The sequence below is a fragment of the Rhizorhabdus sp. genome (assembly GCF_018006725.1).
Lineage (GTDB): Bacteria > Pseudomonadota > Alphaproteobacteria > Sphingomonadales > Sphingomonadaceae > Rhizorhabdus.
In genome coordinates this window covers 1-21,623 of sequence record NZ_JAGMXV010000070.1, presented here as the reverse complement: position 1 = coordinate 21,623, position 21,623 = coordinate 1, and the positions used below count along the sequence as shown (strand labels likewise).

Genomic DNA, 21,623 nt, shown 5'->3' with positions numbered 1-21,623 from the left:
GCCCTTATCCCAACGCTTTCGTCCCGCCAAGCATGACCGCTTGTTTGATCGCCAAATTTTGCATACACTTTTGTCGACTCATCTGGGAGGGTGCAGAAATGGACGACGTCGTCGAACGGATCGACAGCAGGGACACACAGTTGCTGGACGCGCTTCGGCAGCTGCTAGGACAGGATGACCTGCTGGTCGGCGATGCCGATCGCCGCTTCTTCTCGACCGATCTCAGCTGGCGACCGGGCGAAACGACGATGTGCGTGGTCCGCCCTCGTTCGCTCGAACAGCTTGCGGCCTGTGTGGCCCGCGCGGCCGAGGCCGGCTGCCCCATCGTCCCGCGCGGCGGCGGCATGTCCTACACCGGGGGCTATGTTCCCGCGCGCGATCGCTCGATCCTCGTCGACATGCGCGGCATGGACGAGATCGTCGAGATCAACGCCGACGACATGTATGTGCTGGTCCAGGCCGGCTGCACCTGGAAGAAACTGCACGAAGCGCTGGCTCCGCTCGGCCTCAGCACGCCTTATTGGGGCCCGCTGTCGGGTGCCTATGCCACGGTCGGCGGGGCGCTTTCGCAGAACAGCCTGTTCCATGGATCAGGGGTCGGCGGGACCGCCGCCGAAAGCGTGCTCGGTCTCAAGGTCGTGCTCGCCGATGGATCGGTCGTCACGACCGGCTCCTGGGCGCACCGCCATTCCAACCCCTTCTGGCGCCATTTCGGCCCGGACATCACCGGCATCTTCACCGCCGACAATGGCGCGATGGGGGTCAAGGCGGTTGCGGCGCTGCGGCTCGTCCCCGCCCCGCGCCACACCGGCTTCCTGTCCTACCGCTTCGGCACGCTGGACGCGATGCTGTCGGCCCAGGTCCGCATCGCCCGGCTCGGCATCGCCTCCGAATGCTACGGCTTCGACCCCTATTACAACGCCGGCTTCGAGAAGCAGGGCATCACCTTCGAGGAGGGCCTGTCGCTCGTCGGCAAGATCGCGCGCAAGGGCGGGCTCAAGGGCCTCAAGCAGGCCGCGCGCGTAGCGCTCGGCGGCAAGCGCATCCTGCGCGACGTACCCTATTCGCTCCACATGACCCTGGACGGACTGACCGAGGGCGTCGCTGCCGAACATACCGACCTGGCCGCCGAGATCTGCGCCGAAGAAGGCGGCACCGAGATGGCCAACACCATCCCGACCGTGTTTCGCAACGCGCCTTTCGGCAGCGTCCGCACCGTCCTGCTCGGGTCGGAGGGCGAGATATGGATCCCCGTCCACGGCTATTTCCCGCTGTCCCGCGCCGTCGATGCGGCCCGCGCCACCGAGGCGTTCCTGGCCGAGCGCGCCCCGCTGATGGAGCAATGGGGCATCAAGACGAGCTATCTGACCTGCTTCTCCGGCCCGGAATTCGTGATCGAGCCCAGCTTCTACTGGCATGACGAACTCGGACCCTTCCGCCTCTCGCTGATCGAGCCCGAATTCGCCGACAAGTGGAAGGATATCCCGCCGAACGAAGCCCGCCGAGCGGTCGCGCTCCAGCTGCGCGACGAGCTGCGCGACCTGTTCGACCGGCTCGGCGGCCTGCATCTGCAGATCGCCAAATATTATCCCTATGAACCGATGATGGAGGACCCGGGCCTTGCCCGCCTCGCCGGCCGGATCAAGGCCGCGATCGATCCGGACAACATCATGAACCCCGGCTGCCTTGGCCTGTGAAGGGGACCGCCATGACCGACATCATCCGCAAAGCCTATGTCGACTGCTCGGCCGGGCAGATCCACCTTTCCCATATCGAAGGCTCCGCGACGCCCGCAGTGTTCCTTCACCAGACCGCCAGCTCGGGCAAGATGTGGCACAAGGTCATGCGTGCGCTGGCCGGCTCGCGCGGGCTTTACGCCCTCGATACGCCGGGCTTCGGAGGGTCCTTCGATCCGCCGCAGGATGCCTCACCCGCGATCGGGGATTATGCCCGCTGGTTCCTGGAAGCGCTCGACGCGCTGGGCATCGACCGCCTCCATCTCGCCGGGCACCACACCGGGGCCTGCATCGCGGTCGAACTGGCCAGTCTTGCCCCCGATCGCGTCGCCAGCATCAGCCTGATCGGCCCGGTGCCGCTCACTGCCGAAGAGCGCGTCGAATTCTCCCGCCACTTCGGAACGCCCTTCAAACCGGGTGTCAGCGGCGCCTATCTGCTCGATAACTGGGAATATCTGCGCAACCTCGGCGCACATGCCGATCCGCTGCTGATTCACCGCGAAATGGCCGATCAACTGCGCGCCTGGTGGGGCCGGGTCCAGTCCTACCGAGCGGTGTGGGACTATGACTTCACCGCCGCTTATGTGGCGCTGGCCTGTCCGGTCATGATCGGTGCCGCGCCGACCGACGTGCTCGCCCCCTATCTCGACCGGGCGATGTCGCTGCGGCCCGACGCACGGGTCATGGCGCTGGAAGGCGCCAATTTCGAGCCCGACCTCGACACGGACAATGTAGCACGAGAGCTCAACGGTTTCTTTTCAGCCTGCGAACCGTGACAAACTTCTGCCAATCTCAGCCCATGCTTGACCATCTCGCGGAAATGCCCAGTATTTTGCATGCAAAATCGGGGAAAGCGAGTCGCCCTTTTTCCACCATGTCACCCCCTGCGGAGGCCCTGCCATGACCGAAGACATCGACCTGAAGACGCAGTACCCCCACGCGATGCTGCCCGAAGCAAGCGCTGACGAGTTCGCGCGGCAGGAGTTCGTGAAGAGCCTGAAATTCCATCTCGCGAGCCAGGTGTCGCCCGGTAACAAGGACGCCTTCGAGGCCCGGGCCAAGCCGCGTTTCGAACGGTCGGCCAAGCGCCAGCCGGAGACGATCCACGATGTACGCAAGGCCATGGCTGACGAGCCTTACTTCAATTTCTGGAGCGCCCTGCAGCGCAACAGCCAGGAAATGATGTGGAAGTCCGTCCAGCTTTCCGTCGAGCGGCAGCTGCCCGATCTGATCGACGCCTGCAAGTCGGACCTGCCCGAAACCGGCGGCACGCTGCGGCTCGATCCCGATCTGGAAACGCCCCGCTATCACAAGGCCGTCGACATCCATTGCATGCCCGGCGGCTATCATTCGGAATTCACCACCGACGATGTCGCCAATGGCGCGACCTATGATCGGGCGGTGTATCTCTATGCCATGGGTCGGATGGGGCCGTTCAACTCGGACATCGGCGACACCACCATCGCCTGGATCAAGGCCAACCATCCCGATTTCCGTCCGCGCCGCATCCTCGACATGGGCTGCTCGGTCGGCCACTCGACCCTGCCCTATTGCGACGCCTTCCCCGAGGCGGAGGTTTACGGAATCGACGTCGGCGCGCCGATGGTCCGCTATGCCCATGCCCGCGCCCGCACCCTCGGCAAGACGGTTCACTTCAGCCAGCAGAATGCGGAGGCGACCGACTTCCCCGACGGCCATTTCGACCTGATCGTCAGCCACATTCTGGTCCACGAGACCAGCCATGTCGCGATCCGGCGCATCATGCGCGAGGCGAATCGCCTGCTCGCGCCGGGCGGCCTGGTCGTCCATGCGGAAACCCCGCCCTATCGGGATCTTCCGCTCTACGACGCCTTCATGCTCGACTGGGATACGCGCAACAACAACGAGCCCTATTGGGGCGCCAGCCACGAGTTGAAGGCAGCCGAGGTCGCCGCCGAAACCGGCTTCGATCCGGCGCTCGCCTTCGAAGCCTATCAGCCGAGCGCCTTCGAGGCCGAGGAAGCCCGCCGCACGCGCGTCTTCCAGGGCGGTGATTTCGGCGGCGGCGGGGCCTGGTGGGTCTGGGGCGTCCGGAAGGCCGCCTGACTCTCGCCATCCCAGCGTTTACGGAGCATCAGATGACCGACACCACCATCGAACTGCGAAAAAAGGCCAAGGGCGAACGTCCGCAATATTTTCAGGATCCTGCGATCGACAAGGTCCTCGCCATCACCATGGCGCTCGCCGGAGAGGTCGCGGTTCTGCACGACCAACTCGACACGATTCAGCGGCTGATGGAGAAGGGCGGCACGGTAACGCGCGCCGACATCGCCTCTTACATCCCCGATCTGGAAGTTCGCGAGGAGCGCGATGCCTGGCGGCAGACCTTCCTCGCCAACGTCCTGCGGATCGTCCACCAGGAGCGCGAGGAACTCGCGCTCGAGGCCGGCAAGCTGGCCGAAAGCTATGATGCTGCAGTGGAACTGGTGACGTCCGAAGCCGCCTGACTTTTGGGACGGGGTGACCGTGGCCGCCCCGCCTCCTTCAGGCCATGAACACGCCGCCGTTGACGTGAATATTCTGGCCGTTGACGAAGCTCGCCGCATCGCTCGCCAGGAACAGCGCGACGCTCGCGACCTCTTCGGCACTGCCCATACGCTTCGCCAGCGTCCCCTTGACCAATTCGGCCAGCTGCTCCTCGTTATAGCCCCCGCGCGGCTGTGCCGTATCGATCACGCCCGGCGAGATGCAATTCACCCGAACCTTATGGTCGGCCAGTTCCATCGCCAGCGTCCGGGTCAGTGCGATGATGCCACCCTTCGAACTCGTATAGGCAGAAGAATTGGGCCAACCCTGCGCGGCCAGCGATGCCATGTTGACGATCGAGCCCGAGCGCCCGGCGTCGATCATGTAGCGCGCAAAGGCCTGCGCCATGAAGCAGCTTGCCTTGAGATTGGTATCGAGCGTCCGGTCCCAGAGGTCGGGCTCCATGTCGAGCAAGGATGCCCGCGGATAGATACCGGCATTGTTGACCAGATGATCGAGCCGTCCCAGTCCTTCGACGGCAGCGGCCACGATTGCGCCGTGGTTGGAACTGTCGGCAACGTCACCCTGGATCAGCGCCGCCTGCCGACCCGCCGACCGCACGACGGAAGCGACATCTTCGGCGGCAGGCAGATCGTCCAGATAGTTGATCGCTACATCGGCGCCGGCCTGGGCGAATGCGATCGCCACTGAGCGCCCGATCCCTTGCTGGGCGCCCGTTACAAGAACCGCCTGACCGTCCAATTTCATACGACGCTCCCTCATCCAATCGAGGGAAAGCTAAGAGATGACTTGAACTCTGTACACGGAAAACAGCGCCATTCACCGAATTTGGATATTTTCGATCCGCTCGAGCGCGATTTTGGATACCGTTTCACACGCTTGGGGCCAAGGCGCAACGCGGGCGCCTCAGGCTCGGCGCTCACCAATCTGCCGCTGCACGGGTTGCCGCCGGGTTTCCAGTTCGATCAGCATGGCTTCACGCTCCAGGCTTGAGGCGACATCCTGAAGATGAAGCCGTTCGCCCTCGGTAAAGGCGTTGTTCGCCAGAACGCGGGCTTTTTCCGCTTCGCGACGGAACTGGTGGATGTTGCCGTGGGGCACTTTGGAATCTCTGCTTGCTGTTGCCTAAAACGCCCTGATGTCCAATGCTTACACCAACCAATCTGAATGGCATGTGACTAAAGTCGCGAGTTTACCTTTGTTTACCACCATCGCTTGCCAATACTGTTATTGGGACTGTCGAAGGACCTCCAGCGGTTCCAGGGCGATGATAGAAATAAACGATTCCAAGATGACGCATTATACGCAGCGTATCGAGCGCGCTCGTCTTGCAGCTGAACAAGCTCAGAGCGAGACTGCGCGACAACTCCATTTGAAAATATTGGAGATGTACGAACGCGAAGCGGCTCTTTTGCGCTCGAAAAGCTGACCGGCCTCAGCCGGCGGGATCGTTCATCCGCGCGTCCATCGTGACAGGTTCATGGCGCCGCGCATGCGGGAGCGATCCAGTCTGACGCTCGATCATCCGGTGTACCCGGATCGGAACACCTTCCTGCTGCAACCCGCCCAACAGCGCGCTGTTCTCGGCATCGGCCTGGGTCCGCCGCTGGTTGTGCCGGACATAGTCGTACCAGGTCGCGACATGGTAGCGCTCGACCCACAGCTGCGGTTCGTTGAGGTCGCGCAGCAGCGACCAGCCCCGCGCCCCGTCACGCCGCCTGATCCGTCGCCTCTCGGTCATCGCCGCCAGAAAAGGCGCGATATGTCCGTCGGCGATGCGATATTCGATCGTCACAACGACGGGACCGCTGCGCGGCTCGATCGGTAGCGCGACCTCGGGCTCGCGCCACTGGCTCAGCGGGTCGAGATTGACATTCTCCACTTGGGGCAGCGGTGACAGGACACCGAAGAGGAGCACGACACCCTGCCCTGCTGCGGCGACGAGCAGGCTGAGCGCGACGCCGTGCTGCTCCGCCAGCATCCCCAGCAACCACGCACCGACCGCCATGCCGCCGAATGCCATCATCTGATAGACCGACAATGCCCGCGCCACGACCCACCGCGGCGAGGCGAGTTGGACCGAGATGTTGAAGGTCGACAACGCCAGGACCCAGCTAGCCCCGCTCAACATCAACGCCGCGAAGGTAATCGGCAGCAGCCCACTCACCGCCGTGATGGCTGTGCCGATGGCAAGGCCCACCGAAGCGATCCGCGCAATGGTCTCGGTCGAGGCATGGCTGCGCAGATAGCCCGATCCCAGCCCGCCGAAGACCGCCCCGACGCCGAAGGCCCCGAGCAGCGATCCGAAGGTGAGCGCCCCGCCCTCGACGAGATCGCGGGCGATCAACGGCATCAGTGCCGATACCGCATTGGCCGACAATCCGAACAACGTGGCGCGCATCACCACCACGCGCAGATTCGGCGACATGGCGACGTAGCGAAGCCCTGCCCCCATCGCCACCCAAAGGCCTTCCGGGGGCAGAACCCGTTCGGTTACCGGGCGGCGCCAGCGCAACAGGACGACGATCAGGCCGATATAGGATAGGCTGTTGATCAGGAATGTTGCTGCGGCGCCCGCCGCTGCGACGATCGCGCCTCCCAGTGCCGGCCCGGCCGTTCGCGCCAGATTGAAGGCGGTCGAATTGAGCGCCACGGCCTTGGGCAGCAATGGTCGGGGCACGATGTCGCCGACTGTCGCCTGCCAGGCGGGCCCGGCCATCGCCGTCCCGCACCCGATCAGGAAGGTAAAGGCCAGCAGCAGCCATGGATCGAGCCAGCCCTGCCAGGCAAAGACCGCGAGCAGAGCCGACAGCGCCAGCATCGCGCCCTGCGCGGCCAGCATCACCTTGCGCCGGTCGAGATTGTCCGCAACCGCGCCAGCCAGCAGCGAGAGGAGCATGAAGGGCAGCACCGTCGATGTCTGGACCAGGGCGATCATCTTCGCCGATCCCGACAGCGACGTCATCATCCACGCCGCACCGACCGACTGTATCAATCCGCCGAAGTTCGACGCCATGGAGGATATCCAGATCGCACGGAAGATCGGTATCCGTAGCGGCGAGGAGGCAGGCGATGGCGTCTCGACGTCTGCGGGGGTAGCGGAACTCATGGACATAGCCATGCCGCAGGAGGGGCTGACTGCCAATAGTCCGTCCGGTCCCTCGCCTAGGGGAAACCCCCGGCTCGGCGGAAAACCGCGCTCAACCTAATATTGCGCCGCGACATCGGGGGCTGATGCGCATGCGTAATCGATTCAGGGAGCCCTATGAACCGCCTCGACGCTGACCCGGCCGAGCGCCGCCAGAAACGCCGCATCGCCATCCAGCAGCATGCGCGGATGCGCCTGACCCTCGACGGCGCTTCGGCCGATGGGGACCGCATCGAGGGGGTGACGCTCACCGACATCTCACAGGAAGGCCTCATGGCATCGAACGCCGGGGACCTCGTTCCCGGTGCGCAGATCATCCTGGAGGTTCCCCTTGTGGGATGGCGCGAGGCCGAGGTCGTCTGGATCGCAGACAATCGGGCGGGATGCCGTTTCATCAACCCGCTCAGCATCGAGGAACTGGGCATGGCGGCCGTCAGCAGCGATCGGCTGGCCGCCGAATGTCCCGCTCTGGCCTCGGCGATCGCCGACATCGTCCACGCCGATGATCCGCAACCGGCCTCGATCGAATCGCCGGATCCTGCGAGCCTCGACCTGTCGGAGGGGCCCTACGCCGGACGAAAAAGGCCGTGGATACCGGTCGTGGGACTGGTGATCCTGGCTCTGATCCTTTTCGCACTGCTGGCGATAAGTTGAAAAAGCGTTAGCGCGGCATTCACCAGATACACTAACGCCCTGCTACCGGCGCTTCGCTACGCCCTTTCATGCCGCCATCGATCCAGGCGGCGCGTAAGGAATGCGTACCATGTCTCTAGCCACAGCTCTGGGGTTCCGAGGACGGCCCGAAGCGCGACAGGATGCCCGCACCAGGGTCTATCTGAAGGCAACTCTGCTGGCCAATGGCAGGCCCATGCCGATCCACATCCTCGACCTGTCGCGCAAGGGTGCTCTGGTGCACGCCGATGACCCGCCCGATCCCGGCGAAATTGTCTGGGTCGTATGCAAGGGCAATGAACTCCTCGGCCGCACCGCCTGGGTGAAGGGCAGCCGCTTCGGTCTGGCGTTCGACTCCGGCCTTCCATCGGCCCGGCTCGACATCTTGCTGACGGAAGGCCGCCGGGCTCTGGCGTCGGCCTGACCCATCGACCTCAGCTGGCCCGCCTCAGCTGGCGTCGTGAAAGATGATGCCCAGACAGAAGCGGGTACCGCCTTCGATCGTCGATACGCCGTGCCGCATGACCGCACCGTAATGGCCCCGGCTTCCTTGAACAGGACGACGCGAAACAGCGAAGACGACCGCATCGCCCTGCCGTAGATCGATCACGTCGACGCGCGACTGCATCCGCGGACGCTGCTCGGTCAGGACGAACTGCCCGCCCGTAAAATCCTCGCCGGGGCGCGACAGCAGGATCGCCACCTGCATCGGGAAAAACTCCGCTCCATATATGTCCTGGTGAAGGCGGTTATAGTCGCCCGCCCCGTAACGCAGGAGAAGCGGCGTCGGCCGAGCCTGGCCCAGCCTGTGACAATGGTCGAGATAGTCGCGGTGAGCCTCAGGATAGGCTGCCCGCCCCTCGATCGCCGCCCAGCGATTGGCGACAGGCACCAACCGGCGATAAAGCGCGGACCGCAAGTCGGCGATATCCGTCGGGAGCGGGTAGCCGAAATATCGGTAGGCCCCGCTACCGAAGCCATGCCGCTGCATGACGACCGTCGACCGGAAAGCCTCCGAATCATCATAGGCTGTTGCCAGGACGCCGCAATGCGCAGGATCCAGCAGGCCAGGCAGTCTGGCCCACCCGCGCTCCTCCAACGCCCTGCCATGGGCCTGCCAGTCCTGACCATTCACATCATCCATGCGGTCATCACTGGCAGACCGGCCCGGTCAGGCGCCTCCTGCTTCTTGCTCGCTCTGCCCCAACACGCTGTGACGCCGGGCATAGCCGATATAGATCAGCACCCCGATCGCATTCCAGGCGAGGCACCACAGCAAGGTCTGCAGCGGCAGGCTGATGAACAGATAGAGGCAGCCCAGCACCGCGCCCAGTCCGACCAGCTGGCCCGCTGGCGTGCGGAATGGGCGCTTCAGGTCCGGGCGGCGGCGGCGCAGTACGATCAGGCAGGCGCCGACGGCCATGAAGGCGATGAGCGTCCCCGCATTGGCGAGCGCCGCGATCTCGCCGATCGGCAGCAGCCCGGCCAGAATCGCGACCAGGATCGCCGTCGCCGTCGTGATCCGCGCTGGTGTTCCGCGGCTCGATATCTTCGCCAGCGACGTCGGCAGGAACCCGTCGCGCGCCATGGCCAGAAAGATGCGGCTCTGCCCATAGAGGAAAGCAAGCAATACGGTCGGCAGCGCGATCACGGCCGCCGTCGCGACGATCTTCGCGACACCGGGACGACCGAGTTCGCGCAGGATCAGGGCCAGCGGCTCGGGGCTGTCGGCGAAACCCTTGAACGGGATCGCACCGATCGCAGCGGCGGCGACTAACACATAGATCAGGGTGCAGACCAGCATCGACCCGACGATGCCGATGGCGAGATCGCGCTCGGGCCGCTTGGTTTCCTCGGCGGCGGTCGAAATCGCATCGAAGCCGTAAAAGGCGAAGAAGATGATCGCTGCGGCCGCCATGACGCCGCGCTGGATGCCGTCGGGACCTGGCGAAGCCCCGAAGCCATAAGGCATGAAGGGGCTCAGATTGGCGGAATCGAACTGGGGCAGCGCGACTGCCACGAACAGCGACAGCGTCGCGATCTTCACGATCACCAGGATCGTGTTGACCCGCGCGCTCTCATGCGTGCCGAGCAGCAGCAGCCCGGTGACGACCGCGATGATGAAGATCGCCGGCAGGTTGATGATCCCGCCCATCTCCGGTCCCTGCGTCAATGCCATCGGGAAGCCCAGCCCACCGAGCAGCGGAGACGCATAGCCCGACCAGCCGACCGCCACGGTCGACACGACCAGCGAATATTCGAGGATCAGGCTCCACCCGACCACCCAGGCGAATATCTCGCCCAGGGCCGAATAGCTGTAGCTATAAGCACTGCCCGACGCCGGAAGCATTGCCGCCAGCTCGGCATAGGCAAGAGCGGCGCAGGCGCACACCGCGCCCGCGATGCCGAAGGACAGCAGCACCGATGGGCCCGCCCGATCGGCGCCGACGCCGATCAGCGTGAGTATGCCCGTGCCTACGATCGCGCCGACGCCCAGCGCGACGAGATGCGGCCAGGACAAGGTCGGCGGCAGGCGATCCGCCCTATGTGTTTCTCCGCCGATCGGCTTGCGCCGCATGAAACCGCTCATTCCCTCTCCTCATGTACGAAGCGATCGGTCGCCCGGATCAGCTTGTCCAAAATGCCCGGTTCCGAATAGGCATGCCCGGCTCCCTCGATCAGGTGGAACTCCGCATCGGTCCAGATCTTGTGCAGGGCCCAGGCGTAGCGCGCCGGACAGGGCATGTCGTAGCGGCCGTGGACGATCAGGCCCGGTATACCGCGCAGCCGTCCCGCATCGCGCAGCAACTGGCCGGGCTCCAGCCAGCAATCATTGTGAAAATAATGATTTTCGATCCGCGCAAAGGCGATCGCGAAATGATCCTCGCCATGCTGCGCGTCCAGCGCGGGACTGGGCAGCAGGGTGATGGTCTGCCCCTCCCACAGGCTCCATGCCCGCGCCGCCCTCAACTGCTCGACCGGATCGGCGCCTGTCAGCCTCCGATTATAGGCTGCGACCATATCGCCGCGTTCCTGCTCCGGGATAGGCGCAAGGAAACCCTCCCATTTGTCGGGAAACATCTGCGACACGCCGAACTGATAATACCAGCGTATCTCCTCGGGGGTCGCCGTATAGATGCCGCGCAGGATCAGCTCGCTGACCCGCTCCCGAAACTTCTGCGCATAGGCCAGCGCGAGGGTCGAGCCCCAGCTGCCGCCGAACACCATCCAGCGATCGACGCCGACCAATGTCCGCAAGCGCTCGATGTCGTCGACCAGGTGCCAGGTCGTGTTGGCATCCAGGCTCGCATGCGGCCTGGAGCGCCCGCATCCGCGTTGGTCGAACAACAGCACGTCATAGCGCTCGGGATCGAACAGCCGCCGATGATCGGGCGAACAGCCCCCGCCGGGGCCGCCATGCAGAAACACCGCCGGCTTCGCGCCCGGCGTACCGACGCGCTCATAATAAAGGCTGTGCCCGTCGCCGACATCGAGGTGGCCGCTCTCATAAGGTTCGACCGACGGATAGAGACCGCGCAATTCGCTCATTTCTTCCTCGCCGCATTGGCCGCCAGCGAACCGGCCGCCTTGATCTCGCGCATTGCGATGGTCGTCGTGAACCGCTCCACTCCCGGAAGCCGCCACAATTGGGCCCGCAGGAACTCATCGAGGTCGGTCATGTCGCGTGCCAGGATATGTGCCAGATAGTCGGTATCGCCGACCGTCGCATGGCAGGACAGGATCATCGGATGCGCCTGCACCGCCTTTTCGAACTCGGCATGTTTGTCGAAGCGCACGCTGATCCGGACGAATGCCGCCGTCCCCAGTCCCAGCGCATCGGCGTCGAGCGCCGCATGATAGCCCCTGATCGCACCCGCCTGTTCCAGCGCCTGAACGCGCTTCCAGCAGGGCGTCTTCGACAAGCCCACCATCTCGCCGAGGCTCGCGAAGGACAGGCGCGCATCGCCTTCGAGCGCGGCCATCAGCCGGTGATCGACCTGATCCAGTGCCACTACCCCTCCCCCGAATCGTGAGCAGCTTAGGACGATAGGCCGCCGACTGGCGCGATGGAAGCACCATCGTTCTACCATCTGCCCAGAAGCAGGGCATTATGCGGACAATGTCCCTTATCTCTGCTGCTACACTGCGACACCGGCAGGAGGGACGACGCGATGGATCGTGAGAAATATTATGGGCTGATGCAGGCGCCCGAAGCTCTGGACTATGAGCTCTATCTGAAAACCGGTTCGCTGCTCGCTTGCCAGAAGCCTTTCGACGAACTCTGCAACCGCGACGAACTCCAGTTTCAGGTCGTCCACCAGGTCGAGGAGCTGTGGATGAAGCTCATGGCCTATACGCTGCTCGACGTGGACGACTATTTGAAGGCGGGGGAGACGCATCGCGTCGTCACGCTCCTCGGCCGCTGCCACCGGATCATCCGGATGATGACCGACCAGCTCGATCTTCTCGAGACAATGTCCCCGAAGGAATATCAGGAAATTCGGCTGCAACTGGGCAATGGCAGCGGTCAGGAATCGCCTGGCTTCCGCATTCTGCTCAAGATGGTGCCCGAGCTGTGGCGCAGCTTCGAGCAACGCTATCTGGTCGCCGAGGGCCGCACGGTCCGCTCGATCTATGACGAGGATTATCGCCACGACGCGGCCTATGCGGTGGCGGAAGCGCTGATCGAGTTCGACGAGCTGTTCGGCAAATTCCGCTGGCACCACCTCTTCCTGATCCACCGCTCGATCGGCATGGGCGCGGCGTCGCTCAAGGGCCGCTCGGTCGACCTGTTGCAGGCCGGCGCGAAGCACCGCTTCTTTCCCGAGCTGTGGGACGTGCGGGTCGCCATGACCGACGACTGGGGCGGTCAATATGGCCGCGTCCGGGACAGCATTGGCCATGGCGAAGCCTCCTGACACGCTCTCGTAGCAGGTTCGCACCCACCCCCTCGCCTTGCGCGCCCTGCCTCGCTATCACTGCCGTGTTTTCAAGGGGGTAAGCATGCAGCAGCGCGCCAATCGTCGCCAATTCCTGTTCGGATCGGGCCTGCTCGCCCTGTCGGCAATGGCCCCCCTTCCCGCCTGGGCGAAAGACGTTGCGCAGGGCCTGACGCCGATGACCGCCAATGCCCGGCCGATCCAGCCGGAGGAGCATCGCGCCCGCCTCGCCAAGGCGCAGCGGCTCATGCAGGCGCAGGGCATCGGCGCGATCCTCGTGGAGGCGGGCTCATCCCTGCTCTATTTCACCGGGATCGACTGGTGGCGGAGCGAGAGGCTCACGGCTGCGGTGATCCCGGTCGAAGGCGACATCCTCGTCGTCACCCCCGCCTTCGAGGAACCCTCGATCCGCGAGAGCCTGGCCGTGCCGGCGGACGTGCGCGTTTGGCAGGAGGATGAGAGCCCGAGCGCCCTCATCGCCGGTTTCCTGCGCGAGCGAAAGCTCGACAAGGCGACCATCGGCGTCGAGGAGACTGTGCGCTTCTTCGCCGTCAACGGCCTGCGGCAGGCATCGCCCGACGTGCAGATCGTTTCCGCCAATCCGGTCGTGCGCGGCTGTCGCATGATCAAGTCGCCGACCGAACTCGCCCTGATGCAGCTGGCCGCAGACGTGCAGGTCGCCGCCTATCGTCACATTGCGCCCCGCATCGAACGCGGCATGAGCCAGCAGGATTTGCGCGCCATGCTGCTTGCGACGGTGCGCGCGCTCGGCGCGACCGCCGACGAGGGCCTCGTGCTGATCGGCGAGTCCAGCGCCTACCCGCATGGATCGGCCACCCCCCGCCGCGTCGCCGACGGCGAGATCATCCTGTTCGACGCCGGGCTCGGCATTCACGGCTATCAGGCCGACATATCGCGCACGATGGTCTTCGGTCGCCCCGCCGACAAGCGGCAGCGCCTGCTGTTCGATCAGGTGCGCAGCGGCCAGGAGATCGCAATGCAGGCCGCGCGGGTCGGCGCGCCCGCCGGTTCGGTCGACGATGCCGTGCGGCGTCATTATGAAAGCCTTGGCTACGGCCCCGGCTACAAGCTCCCAGGCACCTCGCACCGCACCGGCCATGGCATCGGCATGGACGTGCACGAGCCGGTCAACCTCGTCCATGGCGAGACCACGCCGCTCGCGCCTGGCATGTGCTTCTCGAACGAACCGGGCATCTACATCCCCGGCGCCTTCGGAGTCCGCATCGAGGACTGTTTCTACATGACGGCGGACGGCCCCCGCTGGTTCTCGAAGCCGCCCGCGTCGATCGACCAGCCTTTCGCCTGATCCCGATCCAAGGCGCGACAGGCACAGGCGTTGATCTCCGGCTCCACCTTGGCAGGCACGCTCTATGGCGTGGCGGCGGGCGCTCTGTGGGGCCTCGTCTTCGTCGCGCCGGAGATCTGCGGCGACTTCGGCCCCTTCCACCAGTCGGTCGCGCGCTACCTGTTCTACGGAGCGATCGCCCTGCTCCTGATCGCGCCACGCTGGAAACGACTGCGCCCCCATCTGGGTCGCCAGGAGTGGCTAGGCCTGCTGTGGCTCTCGCTCGCAGGGAACATCGTCTATTATATTCTGCTCGCCTCCGCGGTGCAGCTGGCTGGTATCGCGCTCAGTTCGCTGGTCGTCGGATTTCTGCCGGTGACGATCACCATCGTCGGCAGCCGCGACAAGGGCGCGGTCCCGCTGACGCGCCTCGCGCCCTCGCTGTTGCTCTGCGTGGCGGGCGCCGCCTGTATCGGCTGGGAAGCGATGCTCCCGGCCGCCGGCGAGGTTGGCGCTACCCGCTGGCTGGGCCTGCTCGCCGCAGTCGGTACCTTGCTGTCCTGGACCTGCTTCGCTGTCGGCAATGCCCGCTGGCTGAACCGGCTGGAGAATATCAGCGAGCATGACTGGTCGCTGCTGACCGGCGTCGCCACCGGCGGGATCGCGCTGCTCGCCACGCCGCTGCTGCCACTGCTCGAGAACACGTCGCACAGCGCCGACGCCTGGGCACGCCTCGCGCTCGTCTCCGCTGCCATCGCCCTCTTCGCCTCGATCATCGGCAATGCGCTGTGGAACCGCATGAGCCGCCTCCTGCCGTTGACGCTGGTGGGACAGATGATCCTGTTCGAAACGCTGTTCGCGATCCTCTACGCCTGCCTGTGGGAAAGCCGGCTGCCCACCCTCCCCGAGGCCGCCGCCTTCGTCCTGCTGGTGCTGGGCGTTGTCGCCTGCCTCGCGGCCCATCGCCCGAGGAGCCCCAAGGAGGTCGACCCGCTCGAAACGGCACACCCGCCGCTTTGATCTGTCGCAATGCGATGACAAGGAAGGGCGCGACTGGTAGCTTCGGGCAACATGAAGAGATAAGCGCATGATCGAGGTCGAACTGAAACTCGAATGCGAGACGTCGGACCTCGGGTTGCTGGTCGACGACGGCACGATCATGGCTGCGGACGGCTGGACCCGCCGACAGCTGCGCGCGACCTATTTCGACACCGCCGAGCGCCGCCTGGCTGGCGAAGGCTTCGTCCTGCGCGTCCGTTCGGAGGACGGCCGCTTCGTCCAGACCGTAAAGGCGGCGTCGGGACCATCGACCGGCCTGTTCGCGCGCGGCGAATGGGAAAAGCCGCTGAACGACGAACGGCTCTCGCTGACCGAAGATGCCGGCCCGCTGATCAGCCTGTTCGGTCCCGACGTGTTGGACCGCATCCGCCCGCTGTTCACGACCGACGTCACACGCCAGATTGCCCGATGCGATGTCGACGACGCACGGATCGAGATCGCAGCCGACCACGGCACGGTCCTGTCGGGCGAACGGAGGCTCCCGCTCTGCGAGATCGAACTTGAACTGGTCGAAGGCGAGCCCGCTGCGCTTTTAACCCTGGCCCGGAGGCTCGCCGAGCGGTGCAACGTTCGCCTGGGCGTCGAATCGAAATCCGATCGCGGCTTCCGGCTGATCGACCACAAACTCGAAGGCGCCATTCGCGCGGAGCCCATCCGGCTGTCGCGTGACATGGCCCCCAACGATGCCTTCGCGACCATCGCCGCGTCCTGCCTGCGTATCTACCGGCTCAACGAGAGCCGCTTTCTCGCGCAGGGAGGCGTCGATCATGTTCATCAGGCGCGCATTGCCCTGCGCCGCCTGCGCAGCGCCTTCTGGATATTCTCCCCCCTGCTGCGAAGCGATGCGACGGGCACACAACTGGCGGACGATTTGCGCTGGCTCACGGCACAGTGGAGCGATCTGCGCCAGATCGACGTGCTACTGCCCCGGCTCGACGAAGGTGATCGCATCCGCCTGACCGCGCTCCGGGCAGACGCCGCGGCAAGCCTCCGCTCCGTTCTCGACGATAGGCGCGCGCGGCTTCTGCCCCTGCGGCTGGTCGAATGGCTGACCGTCGGCGATTGGCGCACCGATGCAGCCGGCTCCACGTCCGAAGCGATCGCGCTTTTCGCCGCCGAACGGCTCGACAAGCTGCGGCGACGGATCAAGCGTCACAGCAAGGGCCTTGCAAAGCTTGCCCCCGAAGATCTCCACAGGCTCCGCAAGGACGGCAAGAAACTGCGTTATGCGAGCGAGTTCTTCGTCGCGCTCTATCCCGGACGCAAGGCCCGCACCCGGATGGAAGACATGCTCGCTGCGCTGGAGGACATTCAGGATCTGCTGGGTGCACTGAACGACGAAAGCGATGCAAAGGCGCTTGCCGAACGGTGGGACATCGCCTGGACCGACGTCGTCAGGAGCCCGGACTGGCGCCGCAAGAAGCTGTCCAAAGCGCGCAAGGCGATAGCCCGTCTGCTCGACACGAAACGCTTTTGGCGCGCCGCCGACTGACGGCAGCTTTCCCCTCCGCCGTTGCCGCCGCCTTCGGGGCCGCGTAAAGGCGCTCCATGCTCCGCATCTCCGAAATCAAGCTGCCGCTCGACCATCCCGCCGAGGCTCTTCCCGCCGCGATCCTCCAGCGGCTCGGCATCGCGCCCCACGAACTGCTCGACTGGACCCTGGCCCGCCGTGCCAATGATGCGCGCCGCAAGTCGGCCATCCAGATGGTCTATTCGGTCGATGTGACGCTGGCCGACGAAGCGGCGATCCTCGCCCGTTTTGCCGGCGACAACCATGTCCGCCCGACGCCGGACACCGATTATCGCCCCGTCCGCACCGCCTCGCGGGGCGCACCGCGCCCTGTCGTCATCGGCGCTGGACCCTGCGGCCTGTTCGCCGGGCTGATCCTCGCCCAGATGGGTTACCGCCCGATCATCCTGGAACGCGGCAAGATCGTCCGTGAGCGGACCAAGGACACTTGGGGCCTGTGGCGACGGAGCGTGCTGGTGCCGGAATCGAACGTCCAGTTCGGCGAAGGCGGCGCCGGTACCTTTTCGGACGGCAAGCTCTACAGCCAGATCAAGGACCCGCGCCACCTCGGCCGCAAGGTCCTGACCGAGTTCGTAAAAGCTGGCGCCCCCGAGGAGATCCTGACCGAGGCGCATCCCCATATCGGCACCTTCCGCCTCGTCTCGATGGTCGAGAATATGCGCGCGACCATCGAGGATCTCGGCGGCGAATATCGTTTCGGCGAGCGCGTCGTCGACTTCGAGATCGCCGACGGGCAGCTGCGCGGCCTGCACCTCGACGGCGGCGAGTATATCGAAACGCGCCATGTCGTCCTCGCCGTCGGCCACAGCGCGCGCGATACCTTCCAGGCGCTCTACGACCGCGGCGTCTATGTCGAAGCCAAGCCCTTCTCGATCGGCGTCCGCATCGAACATCCGCAAAGCTGGATAGACCGCGCACGCTTCGGCACCTGCGCCGGCCATCCCGATCTCGGCGCCGCCGCTTATGCGCTTTCTCACCACTGCGCCAATGGTCGCACCGTCTACAGCTTCTGCATGTGCCCTGGTGGTCGCGTGGTCGCCGCCACCTCGGAGGTGGGCCGCGTCGTGACCAACGGAATGAGCCAATATTCGCGCAAGGAGTTCAACGCCAATTCCGGCCTTGTCGTCGGCATTTCGCCCGAGCGCGACTATCCCGGCCACCCGCTGGCAGGGATCGCCTTGCAGCGTCGGCTCGAGGAGATGGCCTTCGTCGCCGGTGGCTCGAACTATGATGCACCCGGCCAGAAGGTCGGCGACCTTCTGGCACAACGGCCGTCGACCGAGTTCGGCGAGGTCATCCCTTCCTATAAGCCGGGCGTGAAGCTGACCGACCTGTCGACCTGCCTGCCCGATTTCGTGATCGACGCCTTTCGGGAGGCGCTGCCGGTCTTCGGCCGTCAGATCGCCCGCTACGATCATCCGGACGCGATCATGACCGGGGTCGAGACGCGCACCTCCAGTCCGATCCGGATTACGCGCGGCAAGGATTTTCAGAGCCTTAACGTTGCGGGGCTTTTCCCGGCCGGTGAAGGCGCGGGCTATGCGGGCGGGATTCTGTCCGCCGCCGTGGACGGCATCAAGGTTGCCGAAGCGGTGGCGCTCGCCATCGCCTGAAGCTCGACGTCAGCGCGGGGCGAGGTGGGGAACGACCTCGACGATCTGATCGCCCTCGCGAAGCTGGGCGCTTTCGGGCTCCCAGAAACCGAAGGCCCGCTCGCCGCGATAGACCCGCAGGCCCAGGCCGGTGCGAATTTCGGAAAGAGCCCGCCCGACTTCGGCCGCCTCGACCGGGCGTTCCCGCAACGTGACCCGCCCATCGGCATTTGCCAGGTCTGCCATATAATCCGCGATGTGCGGGCCATGGGTCGACCCCGCCAGCAACAGCCCTGCAAAGCTGGCGGGGTTGATGACCGTCTCCGCGCCGGCCTGGCGGGCAAGCGCTTCATTGTCCTCGGATCGGATGACGACGCTGATCGGCACGTCTGGCGCCAGGCGGCGCGCGGTCAGCACGATCAGGATCGACGTATCGTCGCGCCCGGCCGACACGATGATCGACCGCGCCCGCTCGACGTGCACCGCCTCGAGCGTCGCGTTGCGCGTCGCATCGCCGTCCAGCACATTGACGCCCCTGGCTTCAGCCGCGCGCAGGCTGGCGCCGTTCTGGTCGATCACGACGATCGATGCAGGATCGGTGCCCCGCCGGATCAGTTCGCACACTGCCTCCGCCCCACTGGTCCCATGACCGGCGACGACGACATGATCGTGCAGCCCCCGCTGAATCAGGTTCATCCGCCACCTTTCCCAGACTTGCTTGAACAGGAATTCATAGGCCGTTCCCAGAAAGATCAACCAGACGAAAAGGCGGATCGGCGTCACGACGAAGGTGTCGAACAACCGGGCCTGTTCGGTGACGGGGACGATGTCGCCATAGCCCACCGTCGTGATCGTGATCATCGTGAAGTAGAGAACGTCGGCAAAGCTGATCGCTCCATCGACATTGTCGCGCAGGCCATCCCGGTCGAACCAGTGCCCCGCCAAAGCGATTGCCACGAGCAGAAAGGCGATGAAAACGCGCAACAGCAGCGACAGCCAGACGGGCATCGTCGACCTGCGTCGAAGCGTTGTCGCCTGCCGGGAATGTCGCGAGGGCCGCTGCACCTTTCCGCGTCTAGTGCGTTTCCCGACGCGAGGCAAAGGCGCTGGACATTCCATCCTGTGCGATGGAGCGATCAGAGGGCTGGCGCGCCTCTCGATAGACTCTATGGATGTCTGCAGAAGGCATAGTGAAGGGACGGACATGGCCTCGGGCTTGGTTGCGCTGCTGGACGACATTGCGGGACTGACCAAACTCGCGGCGGCATCGCTCGACGATGTCGGGGCAGCCGCCGGGAAAGCCGGAACGAAGGCCGTCGGAGTGGTGGTCGACGATGCCGCCGTCACGCCGCGCTACGTCACCGGTCTTTCGCCCAGCCGCGAACTGCCGATCATCGGCAAGATCGCCCTGGGATCCCTGCGCAACAAGATGCTCATCCTGCTGCCGGTGGCCCTCCTCCTCAGCCGTTTTGCGCCCTGGGCCGTGACGCCGCTGCTGATGCTCGGCGGTGCCTATCTCTGTTTCGAAGGCGCGGAGAAGGTGATCGAAGCCGTCATGGGTGGTCATGAGGACGAAGATCGCCTCATGACGGTCGATGCGGAAACGCTGGAGAAGCAGCAGGTTTCTGGCGCGATCCGGACCGACCTCATCCTTTCGGCAGAGATCATGGCGATCGCACTTGCCGAGGTCGCCTCGCTCCCGATGACCACCATGGCCGCCGTCCTCGCTGCCGTCGGGATCGCGATAACGGTGGGCGTCTATGGCGTCGTCGCGCTGATCGTAAAGATGGACGACATCGGCCTGCACCTCGCCAAGTCGGCGAGCACCCGGACCATCGGATGCGCGCTGGTTCGGGGCATGCCGGTGATCATGCGGGCCCTGTCCGTCATCGGTACCGCGGCGATGATCTGGGTGGGGGGCGGCATCCTCGTGCATGGGATGGAAAGTTTCGGGATCACTGCGCCCGCTCACTTCATCCACCATGCTGCAGAAGCGGCGGGAGCCATAATGCCAGCTATCGGCGGCGCCCTGCAATGGATCGTCACCGCAGTGGGTTCGGGAGTGGTTGGCTTCGCTGTCGGCGCGATCCTGGCGGGTGTCGTCCACGCGATCGGCGGAATGCGCAAGGCTCACGGCCGGTCCTGAAACAGGAATGCCTCCGCAGAGACACTGAGTCGATTTCCCTAGCGTAATGGTTTATCCACAGGCTTCCATCTGTTGTGGAAGAGTGTGTTGCGAACCATGCGTACCCCGACGGCCTCCGGCCGCCGACCCGTCATACTCGTCGTCGAAGACGAAGTGATCGTTCGCCTTCTTGCGGTGGAGGCGATCGAAGAGGCAGGCTATGCCGCCGTCGAGGCGGAGGATGCCGAACAGGCCTTGCGCCTGCTCGAGAGCCGTGAAATCGACGCCGTCTTTACCGATGTCAGAATGCCTGGCGCGATGGATGGGCAACAGCTCGCGGCACATGTCCGCCAGGACCACCCCGATCTTCCCATTCTGGTGACCTCGGGCCACAGGCAGGAGGAATGTGCATCGGCGACCCCGGGCGTGCTGTTTCTCCAGAAGCCCTATCGCGCCGCGATCCTCATCGCGACCCTCTCTGCGCTGATCGAGTCCCGCGCTACCGGGCCGCGTCCCGGATCCGGCAGCGCATAGCGCATTCGCTCGGTCCGGACGGGCGCCGCCCCTAGCCCATGATGGCGCTCGCGATCGGGCGTCCGATTTGCTATGTCGTAAGGCAGGGCATAATTCCGCACATATGGGGGCGGCTTGTGCTTGAGCGTGCCCCGCCCCGCCGTCCTCCAGGGCGGGGCGTCACCTCCCCACTTCCGATCGGTCAGTCGGCGGGCGTCAGGCGCAGCAGCTTTGCGTCCTTGCCGTCTTCCAGCACATAGACAGATCCGTCCGGCGCTTCCGCCGCCGAGCGGATGCGAGCGCCCATCGAATAGCGTGCAACCTCCATCGAACTGTCGGTGCCGAGGTCGACCAACAGCAACATCTTGCCCGACAGAGCGGTCACCAGCGCCTTGCCACGCCAGGACGGAAACATCTTCCCACGATAGACGATCATGGATGAGGGCGAGATCGCCGGGTTCCAGCTGACCCGGGG

23 protein-coding genes are annotated in these 21,623 nt (G+C 65.0%); 14 read left to right on the top strand and 9 right to left on the bottom strand.

Annotated elements, in window-relative coordinates; genetic code table 11:
• Positions 1-98: 98 nt before the first annotated feature.
• From KAY22_RS11745 to KAY22_RS11730, 4 genes are all read left to right on the top strand, one after another.
• On the top strand, positions 99-1,697 hold the full coding sequence (locus KAY22_RS11745; protein ID WP_296623568.1) for an FAD-binding oxidoreductase: 1,599 nt from the start codon (positions 99-101) through the stop codon (positions 1,695-1,697).
• A gap of 11 nt (positions 1,698-1,708) precedes the next feature.
• Positions 1,709-2,512, top strand: a complete 804-nt coding sequence (locus tag KAY22_RS11740) for an alpha/beta fold hydrolase (protein ID WP_296623566.1) — start codon at positions 1,709-1,711, stop codon at positions 2,510-2,512.
• 124 nt (positions 2,513-2,636) lie between these two features.
• A complete protein-coding gene (locus KAY22_RS11735; RefSeq protein ID WP_296623564.1) occupies positions 2,637-3,821 on the top strand; it encodes a class I SAM-dependent methyltransferase in 1,185 nt (394 codons plus the stop codon).
• A gap of 32 nt (positions 3,822-3,853) precedes the next feature.
• A complete protein-coding gene (locus tag KAY22_RS11730) occupies positions 3,854-4,222 on the top strand; it encodes a hypothetical protein (protein ID WP_296623562.1) in 369 nt (122 codons plus the stop codon).
• 37 nt (positions 4,223-4,259) lie between these two features.
• Here the strand turns inward: KAY22_RS11730 and KAY22_RS11725 are convergent, their stop codons facing one another.
• Positions 4,260-5,009 carry an SDR family NAD(P)-dependent oxidoreductase gene (locus KAY22_RS11725; protein ID WP_296623560.1) on the bottom strand — a complete coding sequence of 250 codons (750 nt, stop codon included), beginning with the start codon at positions 5,007-5,009 and terminating at the stop codon, positions 4,260-4,262.
• A 159-nt stretch (positions 5,010-5,168) separates the two neighbouring features.
• Entirely contained in the window at positions 5,169-5,363 is a 195-nt protein-coding gene (locus KAY22_RS11720; protein WP_296623558.1) for a hypothetical protein, read from the bottom strand.
• Between the two features lie 190 nt (positions 5,364-5,553).
• On the opposite strand from KAY22_RS11720, the gene KAY22_RS11715 reads away from it, so the two are divergent.
• Positions 5,554-5,691 carry a hypothetical protein gene (locus KAY22_RS11715; protein WP_296623556.1) on the top strand — a complete coding sequence of 46 codons (138 nt, stop codon included), beginning with the start codon at positions 5,554-5,556 and terminating at the stop codon, positions 5,689-5,691.
• A gap of 6 nt (positions 5,692-5,697) precedes the next feature.
• On the opposite strand, the gene KAY22_RS11710 is transcribed toward KAY22_RS11715, so the two are convergent.
• Positions 5,698-7,371 (bottom strand): MFS transporter, encoded by a 1,674-nt coding sequence (locus KAY22_RS11710; protein ID WP_296623555.1) that lies wholly within the window; start codon positions 7,369-7,371, stop codon positions 5,698-5,700.
• Positions 7,372-7,527: 156 nt separating this feature from the next.
• Between KAY22_RS11710 and KAY22_RS11705 the strand changes: the two genes are divergently transcribed.
• Complete coding sequence (locus tag KAY22_RS11705; protein ID WP_296623553.1) at positions 7,528-8,064, top strand: PilZ domain-containing protein; 537 nt, start codon at positions 7,528-7,530, stop codon at positions 8,062-8,064.
• A 109-nt stretch (positions 8,065-8,173) separates the two neighbouring features.
• Entirely contained in the window at positions 8,174-8,506 is a 333-nt protein-coding gene (locus KAY22_RS11700) for a PilZ domain-containing protein (protein WP_296623552.1), read from the top strand.
• Between the two features lie 24 nt (positions 8,507-8,530).
• On the opposite strand, the gene KAY22_RS11695 is transcribed toward KAY22_RS11700, so the two are convergent.
• The 4 genes from KAY22_RS11695 to KAY22_RS11680 are packed head-to-tail and all read right to left on the bottom strand — an operon-like array spanning position 8,531 to position 12,095.
• Complete coding sequence (locus KAY22_RS11695; protein ID WP_296623549.1) at positions 8,531-9,226, bottom strand: 2OG-Fe(II) oxygenase; 696 nt, start codon at positions 9,224-9,226, stop codon at positions 8,531-8,533.
• Between the two features lie 27 nt (positions 9,227-9,253).
• Positions 9,254-10,660: an amino acid permease gene (locus tag KAY22_RS11690; protein ID WP_296623570.1), complete on the bottom strand. Its 1,407-nt coding sequence runs from the start codon at positions 10,658-10,660 to the stop codon at positions 9,254-9,256.
• 8 nt (positions 10,661-10,668) lie between these two features.
• Complete coding sequence (gene pip / locus KAY22_RS11685; RefSeq protein WP_296623547.1) at positions 10,669-11,631, bottom strand: prolyl aminopeptidase; 963 nt, start codon at positions 11,629-11,631, stop codon at positions 10,669-10,671.
• Positions 11,628-12,095 (bottom strand): Lrp/AsnC family transcriptional regulator, encoded by a 468-nt coding sequence (locus KAY22_RS11680; RefSeq protein ID WP_296623545.1) that lies wholly within the window; start codon positions 12,093-12,095, stop codon positions 11,628-11,630. Before KAY22_RS11680 ends, pip begins: the two co-directional genes overlap by 4 nt.
• Before the next feature lie 159 nt (positions 12,096-12,254).
• On the opposite strand from KAY22_RS11680, the gene KAY22_RS11675 reads away from it, so the two are divergent.
• From KAY22_RS11675 to KAY22_RS11655, 5 genes are all read left to right on the top strand, one after another.
• On the top strand, positions 12,255-13,001 hold the full coding sequence (locus tag KAY22_RS11675; protein ID WP_296623542.1) for a tryptophan 2,3-dioxygenase family protein: 747 nt from the start codon (positions 12,255-12,257) through the stop codon (positions 12,999-13,001).
• Between the two features lie 85 nt (positions 13,002-13,086).
• Complete coding sequence (locus KAY22_RS11670) at positions 13,087-14,349, top strand: Xaa-Pro peptidase family protein (protein WP_296623540.1); 1,263 nt, start codon at positions 13,087-13,089, stop codon at positions 14,347-14,349.
• A 30-nt stretch (positions 14,350-14,379) separates the two neighbouring features.
• On the top strand, positions 14,380-15,348 hold the full coding sequence (locus KAY22_RS11665; protein WP_296623538.1) for a DMT family transporter: 969 nt from the start codon (positions 14,380-14,382) through the stop codon (positions 15,346-15,348).
• A gap of 67 nt (positions 15,349-15,415) precedes the next feature.
• Positions 15,416-16,879, top strand: coding sequence for a CHAD domain-containing protein (locus KAY22_RS11660; protein ID WP_296623536.1), 1,464 nt, complete (start codon positions 15,416-15,418; stop codon positions 16,877-16,879).
• 56 nt (positions 16,880-16,935) lie between these two features.
• On the top strand, positions 16,936-18,531 hold the full coding sequence (locus KAY22_RS11655; protein ID WP_296623534.1) for an NAD(P)/FAD-dependent oxidoreductase: 1,596 nt from the start codon (positions 16,936-16,938) through the stop codon (positions 18,529-18,531).
• A gap of 9 nt (positions 18,532-18,540) precedes the next feature.
• On the opposite strand, the gene KAY22_RS11650 is transcribed toward KAY22_RS11655, so the two are convergent.
• A complete protein-coding gene (locus KAY22_RS11650) occupies positions 18,541-19,518 on the bottom strand; it encodes a potassium channel family protein (RefSeq protein WP_296623532.1) in 978 nt (325 codons plus the stop codon).
• A 196-nt stretch (positions 19,519-19,714) separates the two neighbouring features.
• On the opposite strand from KAY22_RS11650, the gene KAY22_RS11645 reads away from it, so the two are divergent.
• Positions 19,715-20,656, top strand: coding sequence for a DUF808 domain-containing protein (locus tag KAY22_RS11645; protein WP_296623530.1), 942 nt, complete (start codon positions 19,715-19,717; stop codon positions 20,654-20,656).
• Between the two features lie 96 nt (positions 20,657-20,752).
• Positions 20,753-21,169, top strand: coding sequence for a response regulator (locus KAY22_RS11640; protein WP_296623529.1), 417 nt, complete (start codon positions 20,753-20,755; stop codon positions 21,167-21,169).
• A gap of 181 nt (positions 21,170-21,350) precedes the next feature.
• Here KAY22_RS11640 and KAY22_RS11635 read toward each other — a convergent pair.
• Positions 21,351-21,623 (bottom strand): PQQ-dependent sugar dehydrogenase (locus tag KAY22_RS11635; RefSeq protein WP_296623526.1); only part of this gene is annotated, 273 nt, incomplete at its 5' end.

Excerpts from the sequence above, each read along its gene's own strand:
- KAY22_RS11745 (WP_296623568.1), top strand. The coding sequence starts at position 99 with ATGGACGACGTCGTCGAACGGATCGACAGCAGGGACACACAGTTGCTG.
- KAY22_RS11740 (WP_296623566.1), top strand. The coding sequence starts at position 1,709 with ATGACCGACATCATCCGCAAAGCCTATGTCGACTGCTCGGCCGGGCAG.
- KAY22_RS11735 (WP_296623564.1), top strand. The coding sequence starts at position 2,637 with ATGACCGAAGACATCGACCTGAAGACGCAGTACCCCCACGCGATGCTG.
- KAY22_RS11730 (WP_296623562.1), top strand. The coding sequence starts at position 3,854 with ATGACCGACACCACCATCGAACTGCGAAAAAAGGCCAAGGGCGAACGT.
- KAY22_RS11725 (WP_296623560.1), bottom strand. The coding sequence starts at position 5,009 with ATGAAATTGGACGGTCAGGCGGTTCTTGTAACGGGCGCCCAGCAAGGG.
- KAY22_RS11715 (WP_296623556.1), top strand. The coding sequence starts at position 5,554 with ATGACGCATTATACGCAGCGTATCGAGCGCGCTCGTCTTGCAGCTGAA.
- KAY22_RS11710 (WP_296623555.1), bottom strand. The coding sequence starts at position 7,371 with ATGAGTTCCGCTACCCCCGCAGACGTCGAGACGCCATCGCCTGCCTCC.
- KAY22_RS11705 (WP_296623553.1), top strand. The coding sequence starts at position 7,528 with ATGAACCGCCTCGACGCTGACCCGGCCGAGCGCCGCCAGAAACGCCGC.
- KAY22_RS11700 (WP_296623552.1), top strand. The coding sequence starts at position 8,174 with ATGTCTCTAGCCACAGCTCTGGGGTTCCGAGGACGGCCCGAAGCGCGA.
- KAY22_RS11695 (WP_296623549.1), bottom strand. The coding sequence starts at position 9,226 with ATGGATGATGTGAATGGTCAGGACTGGCAGGCCCATGGCAGGGCGTTG.
- KAY22_RS11690 (WP_296623570.1), bottom strand. The coding sequence starts at position 10,660 with ATGCGGCGCAAGCCGATCGGCGGAGAAACACATAGGGCGGATCGCCTG.
- pip (WP_296623547.1), bottom strand. The coding sequence starts at position 11,631 with ATGAGCGAATTGCGCGGTCTCTATCCGTCGGTCGAACCTTATGAGAGC.
- KAY22_RS11675 (WP_296623542.1), top strand. The coding sequence starts at position 12,255 with ATGGATCGTGAGAAATATTATGGGCTGATGCAGGCGCCCGAAGCTCTG.
- KAY22_RS11670 (WP_296623540.1), top strand. The coding sequence starts at position 13,087 with ATGCAGCAGCGCGCCAATCGTCGCCAATTCCTGTTCGGATCGGGCCTG.
- KAY22_RS11660 (WP_296623536.1), top strand. The coding sequence starts at position 15,416 with ATGATCGAGGTCGAACTGAAACTCGAATGCGAGACGTCGGACCTCGGG.
- KAY22_RS11655 (WP_296623534.1), top strand. The coding sequence starts at position 16,936 with ATGCTCCGCATCTCCGAAATCAAGCTGCCGCTCGACCATCCCGCCGAG.
- KAY22_RS11650 (WP_296623532.1), bottom strand. The coding sequence starts at position 19,518 with ATGCCCGTCTGGCTGTCGCTGCTGTTGCGCGTTTTCATCGCCTTTCTG.
- KAY22_RS11645 (WP_296623530.1), top strand. The coding sequence starts at position 19,715 with ATGGCCTCGGGCTTGGTTGCGCTGCTGGACGACATTGCGGGACTGACC.
- KAY22_RS11640 (WP_296623529.1), top strand. The coding sequence starts at position 20,753 with ATGCGTACCCCGACGGCCTCCGGCCGCCGACCCGTCATACTCGTCGTC.